At 62.9% G+C, this 11372-nt stretch carries 9 protein-coding genes and 2 pseudogenes; 8 read left to right on the plus strand and 3 right to left on the minus strand.

Going from position 1 to position 11372, the window contains the following annotated elements; genetic code table 11:
- The 4 genes from AC1DVM_RS20555 to AC1DVM_RS20570 all read left to right on the plus strand — a co-directional run.
- Nucleotides 1–208 (plus strand): ureidoglycolate lyase (locus AC1DVM_RS20555; protein ID WP_477257552.1); only part of this gene is annotated, 208 nt, incomplete at its 5' end.
- On the plus strand, nucleotides 205–1419 hold the full coding sequence (locus AC1DVM_RS20560; RefSeq protein ID WP_477257554.1) for a cysteine desulfurase-like protein: 1215 nt from the start codon (nucleotides 205–207) through the stop codon (nucleotides 1417–1419). The genes AC1DVM_RS20555 and AC1DVM_RS20560, both read left to right, overlap by 4 nt.
- A gap of 9 nt (nucleotides 1420–1428) precedes the next feature.
- Nucleotides 1429–2844 (plus strand): dihydropyrimidinase, encoded by a 1416-nt coding sequence (hydA, locus tag AC1DVM_RS20565; RefSeq protein ID WP_477257556.1) that lies wholly within the window; start codon nucleotides 1429–1431, stop codon nucleotides 2842–2844.
- Nucleotides 2845–3258: 414 nt separating this feature from the next.
- Entirely contained in the window at nucleotides 3259–4035 is a 777-nt protein-coding gene (locus AC1DVM_RS20570; protein ID WP_477257558.1) for a hypothetical protein, read from the plus strand.
- 88 nt (nucleotides 4036–4123) lie between these two features.
- On the opposite strand, the gene AC1DVM_RS20575 is transcribed toward AC1DVM_RS20570, so the two are convergent.
- The 3 genes and pseudogenes from AC1DVM_RS20575 to AC1DVM_RS20585 form a co-directional block, all read right to left on the minus strand.
- The gene (locus AC1DVM_RS20575; RefSeq protein WP_477257560.1) at nucleotides 4124–5116 is read right to left on the minus strand and encodes an HAD family hydrolase; all 993 of its coding nucleotides are present in this window, start codon (nucleotides 5114–5116) and stop codon (nucleotides 4124–4126) included.
- 441 nt (nucleotides 5117–5557) lie between these two features.
- A pseudogene (locus AC1DVM_RS20580) lies at nucleotides 5558–7152 on the minus strand (arylsulfatase).
- 128 nt (nucleotides 7153–7280) lie between these two features.
- Nucleotides 7281–8173 (minus strand): annotated as a pseudogene (locus AC1DVM_RS20585) (formylglycine-generating enzyme family protein).
- A gap of 380 nt (nucleotides 8174–8553) precedes the next feature.
- Here AC1DVM_RS20585 and AC1DVM_RS20590 point away from each other — a divergent pair.
- From AC1DVM_RS20590 to AC1DVM_RS20605, 4 genes are all read left to right on the plus strand, one after another.
- Entirely contained in the window at nucleotides 8554–10113 is a 1560-nt protein-coding gene (locus tag AC1DVM_RS20590) for a sensor histidine kinase (RefSeq protein WP_477257562.1), read from the plus strand.
- Complete coding sequence (locus AC1DVM_RS20595) at nucleotides 9996–10295, plus strand: ATP-binding protein (RefSeq protein WP_477257564.1); 300 nt, start codon at nucleotides 9996–9998, stop codon at nucleotides 10293–10295. Before AC1DVM_RS20590 ends, AC1DVM_RS20595 begins: the two co-directional genes overlap by 118 nt.
- 126 nt (nucleotides 10296–10421) lie before the next feature.
- Nucleotides 10422–11054, plus strand: coding sequence for a response regulator (locus AC1DVM_RS20600; RefSeq protein ID WP_477257566.1), 633 nt, complete (start codon nucleotides 10422–10424; stop codon nucleotides 11052–11054).
- 142 nt (nucleotides 11055–11196) lie between these two features.
- Nucleotides 11197–11372 (plus strand): LuxR C-terminal-related transcriptional regulator (locus AC1DVM_RS20605; protein WP_477257568.1); only part of this gene is annotated, 176 nt, incomplete at its 3' end.

The following is an 11372-nucleotide window of genomic DNA, read 5'->3' on the forward strand; positions in this document are numbered from 1 at the left end:
TGCCGAGGCTTTCGTGGGCCATCGGGGCGAGGGCGTGAACTATGCCCGAAATCTCTGGCATGCCCCGATCACCGCCATCGACGCGGATGGCGACTTTCTCATGTTCATGTGGGAAAGCGGGCGCGCCGAGGATTGCATCTTCCACCATCCCAGCGAGCCGCTTCTCATCCGCGGCCTCGACACTTTCGCATCACAGGTGTGCCGATGACTCTCGATCTTGCCTTTGTTCGCTCACAGTTTCCGGCCCTTGCGGACGGATTTGCCTATTTCGACAACGCGGGAGGTTCGCTGGTTCTGCGCAATGTCGCGGAGAGAATCTCCGATTATCTTCTGACGACCAGCGTGCAGACGGGCGCAAGCTACGAGCACTCAAAGCGCGCCTCCGACCGACTTCTCGAGTCGCGCGCGAAGATCGCGAGATTCCTCAACGCGAGCCGTCCTGAGGAAATCGTTCTCGGTCCCTCGACCACGGTCCTGTGCCAATTCCTCGCCCGCGCCATGGAGAGCAACCTGAAGCCCGGCGACGAGATCGTGGTGACCAACTTCGACCACGAGTCGAACATTGGCGCCTGGCGTGCGCTGGAAAAGCGCGGCATCGTCATCAAGGAATGGTGTATCGAGCGGGACGGGTACGAGGTCGATCTGGACGCGCTCGACCGGGTGATGACTGAACGCACGAAGCTTGTTGCCGTGACGCACGCCTCGAACATTCTTGGCACCATCAATCCGATCAAGGAAATTGCCCGTCGTGTTCACGAGAGAGGCGTGCAAATCGTCGTCGATGCGGTAGCCTTCGCGCCACACAGGGCCGTGGACGTGACGGACCTCGACGTGGATTACTACATCTTCAGTTTCTACAAGACGTACGGCCCTCATTTCGCCGTCATGTACGGCAAGCACGACCGGCTCCTCGAACTCGACGGCCTCTACCACTATTTTTACGGCCGTGACAAAGTGCCGATGAAGCTCGAGCCCGGGAATACCAATTACGAACTCGCCTGGGGTTCAGCCGGAATCGTTGACTATTTCGACGCTTTGGGTGGAGGCGGCGGCGATCGTGCTTCCATCGATCGGGCTTTCGCGGGGATCGCCGAACACGAGGCTTTGTTGGGCGAGAGGCTCCTTTCCTATCTAAGGGATCGCAACGATGTCCGCATTGTCGGCCGTCGTGACAGCGCGAAGGAACGGCGTGTTCCGACCATCTCATTCAAGGTTGAAGGGCGCGACGCCGCGGAGATCGTGCGGGCCGTGGAGCCGGACCGCATCGGCATCCGGTTCGGCGACTTCCACTCGCGGCGGTTGATCGAATATCTCGGCCTCGCCGACCAGAACGGCGTCGTCCGGGTGTCGATGGTCCATTACAACACACTCGAAGAGGTAGACCGGCTGATCGGCAGCCTCGACCGAGCTATGGCCTGAGGAGGCGACATGGATCTGGATCTCGCAATCCGCGGCGGCACGGTGGTAACCGCCTCGGACACCATCCGCTGCGATGTGGGCATCAAGGGCGAGCGTATCGTCGTCCTAGGGGAGAACCTCAGGGCATCGCGCGAGATCGACGCCACAAGGCTCTTGGTGCTTCCCGGCGGGATAGACAGCCATGTCCACATTGCCCAGCCCTCGGGGCCGGGGATCGAGATGGCGGACGACTTTGCCTCCGCGACCGCGTCCGCGGCGGCGGGCGGCAACACCATGGTCCTGCCCTTCGCTCTGCAGCAGCGCGGCACCTCTCTGCGCACATGCGTCGAGGAGTACCGGCGCAAGGCCGAGAATGAATGCTACATCGACACCGCATTCCATCTCATCATCTCCGATCCCACACCCGAGGTGCTAGGCCAGGAGCTGCCGTCACTGCTGAAGGACGGCTATACCTCGTTCAAGGTTTTCATGACCTATGACGACCTCGTGCTCAACGACAGGCAGTTGCTCGACGTTTTCGACGTGGCCCGCCGGGAGGGCGCTCTCGTGATGGTGCATGCGGAAGGCTATGACGCCATACGCTACATGACCGAGCGTCTGGAGCGCGAGGGGAAGACGGCGCCATACTATCACGCGGTTTCTCGTCCCGAGATCGTCGAGCGCGAGGCGACCCACAGGGCCATCAGCCATGCGGAGCTTGTCGACGTTCCGATGATGATCGTCCATGTTTCGGGTCGCGAGGCCATGGAGCAAATCCGCTGGGCGCAGTCGCGCGGGCTGAAGGTGTATGCCGAAACCTGCCCGCAATACATCACGCTGACTGCGGAGGACATGCAAGGCCTCAACATGGATATGAGCGGCGCCAAATACGTCTGCTCTCCGCCGCCGCGCGACACGGCAAGCCAGGAAGCAATCTGGGACGGGCTCCGCACCGGCGTGTTTCAGACCTTCTCGTCCGACCATTGTGCGTTCCGGTATGACAGCCCGGCGGGCAAGTTGCATCCCAAAGGCCGGACTTCGTTCCGCTGGGTGCCCAACGGCATTCCCGGAGTCGAAACGCGTCTGCCCATCCTGTTCTCGGAGGGCGTGGTGAAGGGGCGAATTTCCCTCAACCGCTTCGTCGAACTCACCTCCACCAATCATGCCAAGCTCTACGGTCTTTATCCGAAAAAAGGGTCGATCGGTGTGGGGTTCGATGCCGATATCGTCCTGTGGGATCCCAATCGGAAAGAAACGATCCGGCAGGAAATTCTGCATCACGGTGCCGATTACACCCCGTGGGAAGGCTTTGAAGTCACGGGCTGGCCCGTCCTGACGCTCCTGCGCGGGCAGGTGGTCGCCGAGAACGGTGCTATCGTCGGCAAGAAGGGAAGAGGACAAGTCTTGGATCGCGCTCTATCTACCCATGCGTCGCGAGAGGTCTGAATATCCGCCGATGACCGAGCGGGCATAGCTGAGCGAACCCGCCTCTATCACGGCCGGCTGATCGAGTTCCCACGTAGCGCTGGACTGGCTATGACGGAAAACGTTCGGGCCGACACGGCCATGATCATCCCGGAGCGCGCCTGCACTTCGCCCGTCTGGTCAGCACCTCGTGAGACGCCTGCCGCAGATATCCGGTTCGAGGAATTCTGAAGCGCTGCTCTTGACCGGGAGACGTTCTGCGATTGCAATCGTGCTCGCTGCGTGGGGCAGTGGACAAAGAGGGCGTCAATGCATTGCCTGTCACATCCGCTCGTTCGTCCGATCTTGGCATCTCTATGCCTCTTGGCAGGCGCAGTCGCAGGACTCGCAGCCGACCTGGTAACACCGGCTCCGGCTCCCCGCGTCGAGGCACCGATGGCAATGCCGCCTGAGTGGAGCTTCCGCTTCACGCCCTATGGCTGGCTCACCTCGCTGAAGGGTACCCAGACCGTCCGCGGACGCTCCACAAAGGTCGATGCGAGCTTCATCGACATCGTCGAGAAGAGCGACAGCCTCATCGCACTGATGGGGAATTTTGAAGCGCGCAATGGCCCGTTCGCTCTCTATGGCGACCTGGTCTGGAGCAAGGTGGGGATCGAAGGCAGCAACGTCCGGACTCGTACCCCTGCGCCCGGCATCGCGGGCACGGTGGGGCGGACCCTCGGGCTGGACATTCAGATGGCCATCGTCGAGGTCGGCGCCGCCTATGAGCTGGCGCGCACCGGACCGCTCGCGTTCGATGTTCTCGGCGGTGTCCGCTACTGGTACCAGGAGGCGGATCTATCGCTGGAGGTCACCCGCAACCTCGACATCGGCGACTTGGAACTCGCTGGGACGCGCGCCTTCGCGCGGTCCGGGTCCGTCGACTGGGYCGATCCGGTGGTCGGCGCGCGCGTGCGCTACGCGGTGGCACCCGGACACGAACTTTTCCTCCGTGGCGATATCGGCGGGTTCGGGGTTGGAAGCGATTTCTCCTGGCAGGCTATCGGCGGCTATGGCTTTGACTTCGGCACTCGTAACGGCATCACCTTTTCGGGAGTCATCGGCTACCGAGCTCTCTCGGTGGACTACGCCCAGGGCGAGGGCCGTCGCCGCTATGAGTTCGACATGCTCCAGCACGGGCCGGTCCTAGGCCTCAGCATGCGGTGGTGACTCCGGCGATCCCAGGCCGGAGTGCCGCCAGCGGCTGGGTCCGCATCCGACGAGCGTGCCCAATCGCAGGAGATCGCCCCGTACGGCCCTAGGGACTGGCCGGGAAGACGGTCTTCCAGTCCCGTTTGATGTCGACAACGGTCCATCGATTCATCGCAGCGGCATCGAGCGCCTTGTCGAGGTGGCCGACCTTCGACTGGCGGTCGTAGGCATATTCACGCTCCGCATCGGTGTGATGCACGACGACACCCAGGCGACGTCCGCCTGCTTCGGTCGTCCATTGCAGCATCTCGAGATCGCCGTCCGAGTTTCCGAAGGCCGCAATCGGTCGGCGACCGATCTCTTGGTTGATGCCGACGGGCTTGCCGGGGCCGTCGTCCACAAAGTCGACTTTCGGCAGACGAAACAAAGTCGGCTGGCCATCACGGCGCTCATACTTCGTGACGATTCGGGAGCCGACGATCTGCTCGGGTGGGATGCCGTAGCGCTCCTCGGCGAACGCCCGGATGAACTCGGCTCCCCCTCCGGACGCGATGAAGGTCTTGAATCCGTTGGCGCGCAGATAGGTCAGAACTTCCAACATCGGCTGGTACACGAGTTCGTCGTACCGGCGATCGAAGCGCGGATGCTTGGCCGCTGCAAGCCACTCCTTGACGGTCTGCTCGAACGCGTCCGGCGTCATGCCGGCATGCGTCGCAGCAATGATTTCGACGGCGCCGTGCTCACCGTTCGACGCCAACGCCGCCATGTCTCCTTCGAGCACCGCCTTGAAGGGCTGCTGATCCTTCCATTCCGGGTGCAGCGGCGCCAGCGCCTTGACCCGATCCAGCGCGTAGGCGAACTGCACGTACATCGGCTGTTCGATCCACAGCGTCCCGTCATTGTCGAACGTTGCGATCCGTTCCGGTGTCGGGACGAAGTCGGGAGATCCTTCCCGGGTGACATCGGCAACGAACCCGACGATCGCGTGTTTCGCCGCACCGTCGTTCCACGACGGAAGGGGATCGGTCTGGGCGACCGCCGCCGAGACCCAGACGGAGAGGAGGGCAATCGTGCCAAGCCGTGACAGACGAACACGCATGTGTACCTCCCGGTGGCATATCAGCTCGATGAAGATCGATCAGGCCCGGCCGTTAGAACTCGTCGGAACTGTCCCTGCACCGATAGCCGATGAAGCATTGGGGGTTGTTCGAGCTTGGGACCCATGCCGGCTCGGGGAATTGATCGACCAGGCACCCTGCGGCACTCTTGACGAAACGGGCATAGGTATTGGGCCCCGTGTCCAGGACGACTGCGCCTTCCTTCAGAACAAGCTGCCGGTTGGCCGAGCAGGGCCGTTGGGACGTAGGTGGTCCGACCTGTGCCGTCGCCGCCGTTGCAATGGCGGTGAGGGCAAGAGCAAGCAATAACCTGATCATCACGACCTCCTCCTGTGCTCAAAAGCGCTGTGCGCGGGTTGCGGTTTAAAAGCACGCAGGCAACCACGGCCGATTGCCCGTGTGCATCACAATCCTTGACTCACTTATTTCCCGATTGCCCCCCGAGCGGCCTCGATTTGTTGCTTCACAGCTTCAAGGTTGAAACTCGCACCCTTTTGCATCGGCGGGAACTCCACCGCCGTCATGGCCAACTTCTCCACCTGCTGCTGAACGAATACAAAGCGCCAGAATTCGTACTTGAACCAGTCGAAGTATTGCTGCGCCCCCTCCTTGGTCCCAGCACTGGGCCAGCCTGTGCGCTCGAATGGATCGAGGCGCAAATTCGTCAGGGTCGGCACATCGACCTGGATCTTGCCGCCCAGCCAACCGCCCGGCTGCTCGATGAAGCGATACTTGTAGTCGCCGTACCGCACGGCGCCCAACGTGCTTTCGCCGAAATAGAAGATCTCCTGGCGATTGGACGGACCCTTGCTGGTAATCAGGTTGGTTTGATCATAACCGTCCAGATGCACCTTGTAGGTCCGGTCACCGATCTTCTTGCCCTGCTTCAGCTCGGCGGTGATATTCGGGTTTCCGGCAGCGGTCAGGAGCGTGGGAAACCAGTCGAGCCCGGAGATAAGACCGTTCTCGATCTTGCCGGCCGGCACCTTGCCGGGCCAGCGGAGCAGGGCCGGTGCGCGAAAGCCGCCTTCCATCACCGTGCCCTTGCTCTGGGCGAAGGGGGTCTGCCCACCATCCGGCCAGGTAAAAACCTCGGTGCCGTTGTCGGTCGTGAACAGGACGATCGTGTTTTCGTCCACACCTACGTCCCGAAGCTTCTTCATCACGAGGCCGATGTCATCGTCGAGCTGCGCCATGCCGGCTTCATGGATGGGATGGACCAGCCGTTCTGGGAGTTGCGCATCGCCTCATATTTCGGCGACAGGTGCGTGACGATGTGCATCCGTGTCGGGTTGAGCCAAAGGAAGAATGGTTTGTTGTCGGCCTTGGCCTTGTCGATGAACCGGAGGGCATTATCGCGGATTTCGTCGTCGACCGTTTCCATGCGCTTCGGGCACAATTCACCCGCGTCCTCGATCCTTTGCTTGCCGACCTTGCCCCAGCGCGGATCCGCGGTGGTATCATCGGCATTCGTTGCCCATGAGTGGAGCATGTTGCGCGGGCCGACCTGGGCCCTCAGCTCCTGCGGGTAGTTCGGATGGCAGGGATCCTCCATCGCATCGAGATGGTAGAGGTAGCCATAGAACTCGTCGAACCCGTGCACCGTGGGCAGGAACTCGTTCTTGTCGCCCAGGTGGTTCTTGCCGAACTGCCCCGTCGCATAGCCCAGGTCTTTCAGCGCGGTGGCAATCGTGACCGCCTCCGCCGGCAGTCCGAGCGGCGCACCGGCTTGGCCGACTGTGGTCATACCGGTTCGGATCGGCAACTCTCCGGTGATGAAATTGGCGCGACCAGCAGTGCAACTCGCCTCGGCATAGTAGTCGGTGAACAGCATGCCCTCCGCGGCGATCTTGTCGAGATTGGGCGTGCGTCCCGCCATCATGCCACGGTGGTACGCACCGATATTCCAGATACCGATGTCATCGCCCATGATCACAACGATATTGGGCCGTGCGGGTGTTTGAGCTGCAGTGGGCGTCAAGGCGGCGGCGGAGATGAGCGCGGTGGCGCCCAACAGAGCCCTTCGCGACGCGTTGCACGCGCCGGCAAGCGCACCAGTGACCCAAGATCCGCCGTGTGTGGAAGCGGTATTTGACCTTCCCGCGACAATGGCACGAAGCATGAAACTTCTCCCTCTTTCCTCTTTCAGGTCTCCAGAGTTTCGCGGCTGACGCAGCGAAACCCGATGTGGCTGGCGGAAGTGTCGACCGGCTGCGGGTGACGCGCCGCCGGACGGTAGCGGCGGCAATAATTGGGTGCGCACAGGTGGGAGCCGCCCTTCAGCACCCTGCGTGGGATGCGTATCTGCGGTTGGCGCGGATCGTAGCTCTGATCTTCGGGAGCACCGCGCGGGTTTTCCGGAATGCAGCACGCCTTCATGGCATCGGCCGGATGGTTCGGCGCGTAGAAATCAATCGTCCATTCCCAGGCATTGCCGATCATGTCGTAGAGGCCGTAGCCATTCGGCGGGAAGGCGGTGACGGGCGATGTGCGCTCGAATCCGTCCTGGGAGAGGTGCTGGAACGGAAGGCACCTTGCCAGGTGTTGGCCATATGCCGTCCCTCCGGCGTGAACTCCTCGCCCCAGGCGAATTCCGCCTGGTCCAACCCACCGCGCGCCGCATACTCCCATTCGGCCTCGGTGGGCAGGTCCTTGCCGGTCCACCGCGCGTACGCCTGCGCATCGGAATAGGCCACGTGCACCACGGGATGGTCGTCGAGGCCGTTGATACTACTCTTCAGGCCATGGGGGTGGCGCCAATCGGCGCCCTTGAGCAGTGTCCACCACTGGCTCCAGTTTCGAAGATCGACCGGATGATCCGGCGGCGTGAAGACGAGCGAGCCCGCATATAGCATGTGCGGCAGCGCGCCAGGATAGTCCTTGGGATCAGGCCGCTTCTCGGCACACGTCACATGCCCAGTGGCACGGACGAAGTCGCGGAATTGGCRGTTGGTGACCGGCGTCCGGTCGATCCAGAAATGATCGACCGTGACGCGATGGACCGGCGCCTCCTCGGGATAGTGCCTGCCCGAACCCATGCGGAATGTGCCCGGGGACGAAGACCATATCGGAGTTTGAACGGGCCTTTGGGTCGTGCTCCGTACCGTGCCGGAGTGTGGCCTGCGACATGGGCGTTGCTCTCGTCCTGGCAGCCCGCAGTATCGTCTGGCACACGCCCATCGATCTATCAGGGTCTATCCTGAAAGTGGTGGAGGCAGACCCTGATTAGGGCCTCCCGCCGCGACGGTGACTGGAACCCAGCCCGAACGGAGTCGGTCGGATCGGCCGACCCATGGGTTCATGCCGATGCCGGGTCGACAGCGAACCGGCGCCGGGTTTAACGTATGCTATCGGACCGAATGTCCTCGTCGCGACCCCGGTCCCGTTTGCGTTGCCCTTGCGGCCAGAGGTCGCCGTCATGAGCGATGGCATCGTTCCGGTGGTAGCGCGTTCCCTCCAAGGCCATCCGCCCCGCCTGCGGCGGCGGGTTGCTCTCACCTTCACAGCCGTCATCCTGGTCACGTGCGTCGTCGCAGCGGGGCTGCTGTTCTCCAATGCCCACCACGAGCGCGAGGCGATCCGGGAGCGAGTCCTGGGGACGGCGATCGCGCTGTCCTTCGGATTCGACCAAGAGGTGGCGGCCGGCAATTCCCTGCTGAAGGGCCTGTCCTCATCGCCGGCCCTGAAGTCCGACGACCCCAAGGCCTTCTACGACCAACTCAAGGCGACGCCCCTCCCTGACGGTTCCTGGTTGATCCTTCAGGATCTGGAGGGGCAGGTTGCCAACACTCTCCGGCCATTCGGGGCGGCCCTTCCCCGGCACCGGGACTTCCCGACTTACCCGGAAACCCTGAACCGGGTTCGGGAGCGCGGGTGGACGGTGTCGGGCCGCATGGCGAGTCTCGTGAGGCCCGGGACGGCGGTCATCGCTCTCAGTCTGCGGATCAACCACGACGACGGAACGATGAAAGGCTTCATCACCACGATCCTGTCGGAGGACCGCCTTCGGGCCATCCTGAGTGGCCAGGACGATACAGCAGGATCAACGCGAGGCCTGTACGACCGCAAGCTCCAGCCGATCGTGACCACCAGAGGGGCCGGGACGTCGTCGCGAATCCCAATGCCAGATGCCCTAGCGGCACGAATCGCCGCGAACGGGAGTGCGACGGTCGAAGGATTCCTCGATGACGTTGACGAGCGCGGAGTCCCGATCCTGGTCGCATATCGCAGTTCCGAGGCAACGAACTGGACGACCGTGGTCGCGATCCCGCTCTCCCTCGTCAATGAACCGGTTACTGACGTCCGTTGGCAGATGGCGGGGATGGCGGCCTTCCTCGTTCTGGCCGGCGGCCTAGCGGCGCTCTTCACGGCTCGCCAAGTGGAGCAGCCGCTCCGAATGCTGTCCGATCAGGTCACGGGAGCGAACAAAAGAGTCAGCGAATTGTCCGGGCAGTTACTATCCCTCCAGGAGGAGGAGCGACAACGCATCGCCCGCGAACTGCATGACTCGACGACCCAGCATCTCGTCGCTGCGAACCTCTGGTTGTCAGGTCTCGAGGCGGAGGTCCGACAGAGCCCGTCAGGCCGCAAGTCCCTCGCGGAAGTCGAGGGCCTGCTCACGGAGGCTCTCAGGGAATTGCGCATCTTCACTTATCTGCTGCATCCTCCGAACCTGGCGAAGGACGGTCTCCAGGCCACGGTGCGGGATTTCGCCGAGGGCTTCGCCGGGCGGACGGGACTCGTCGCGCGGATTCGGATACCCGAGGAGGTCGATGACCTTCCATCGGACCTCCAGCGTGCTATCCTACGGGTGGGCAGGAGGCCCTCACGAACGTGCATCGGCACGCCGATGCCTCGCACGTGTCGGTCGATGCCCGGATCATGTCCGGAGTGCTGGTCGTCCGCATCCGCGACAACGGACATGGAATGGTCGGCCCGGCCCCGTCCGATGGGCCGATCCGGCTCGGCGTCGGCGTGACAGGCATGCGGGCCCGCCTGGAGCAGTTCGGAGGTGACCTGAGGATCCGGACGGACCGAAGTGGCACCGGCATTGTTGCAATAGTCCCGATCTTAAAGGCCGACCGGGCTTCACTCCCTGCCGGACGCCTCCGGACGCCATGGTTGTCTGGCCGAGCCAAGGACGGCGAGGCCCTCTCCTGATGATTCAGGGTCTGCCCCCCGCAGTATCAGGGTTCCGCGCAGGTGGCCCAATCGCCCGAAGGTGTATCCTCGCTTTGGACTCGGGCTCACCGCTGCAAGCACCGGGTCGCCGGAGGAAGTCTCGCGATGACGCGCATCCTGATCGCTGACGATCACGACGTGGTCCGCTGCGGCGTCCGGGCTATCCTGGAGGAACACGAGGGCTGGGAGGTGGTCGGCGAGGCCAAGGACGGCAGGGAGGCCATCGATCAGGCCCTGGCCACCCGGCCAGATGTGGTGGTTCTCGACTATGCGCTGCCGCTGGTGAACGGAGTCGAGGCGACCCGGCAGATCAGGACCCGGGTGCCCGGCGTCGAGGTGCTGATCTTCACGATGCACGATACGGACAGCTTGGTGCGCGATGTCCTTGAGGCGGGCGCCCGGGGCTTCCTGCTCAAGTCGGATGCCAAGCAGTTCCTTGTCTCGGCGGTGGAGAGTCTGGCAGTCCACAGGCCCTTTTTCACTGGCAAGGTCTCCGAGGCCCTGCTTGAGACCTACCTGTCGAAGGGATCTACGGACGATTCAGCACTGACCGCTCGTGAGAAGGCYGTCGTGCAACTCATCGCCGAAGGCCGGACCAACAAGCAGATTGCCAACATCCTCAGTATCAGCACCAAGACGGTCGAGACCCATCGCGCCCTGGCCCTGCGCAAACTCAACATCGACACGACTGCCGCGCTGATCCGTTACGCGATCCGCAACAAGCTCGTGGAATGTTGATCGTTGAACCGCGCGGGCCCCGTGAGGCGTCTCCGGGGCTTTCGCTTATCCTGAACCGCTACGCACAAGACCAGCATGCGAGCAGTTCGCCACGCGGCAACGCTTCCGACACAGGGCCCTCCTCGCGCGCGGCTCGCTAGTCGTGCCTCGTTCCCGATCGGAGGTTGCTGCGGGCAAATGCTGGACTATTGACGATTTCCCGACCGGTCGGGCGGTCGGTGCATCGCGTTTGACCCCACGCGAGAGGGAGATTGCAAGCCTCGTCGCGGTGGGAATGTCCAATAAACAAATCGCAAGGACCGTCAACATCTCCGACGG

The organism is Microvirga sp. P4_A5 (assembly GCF_056402495.1).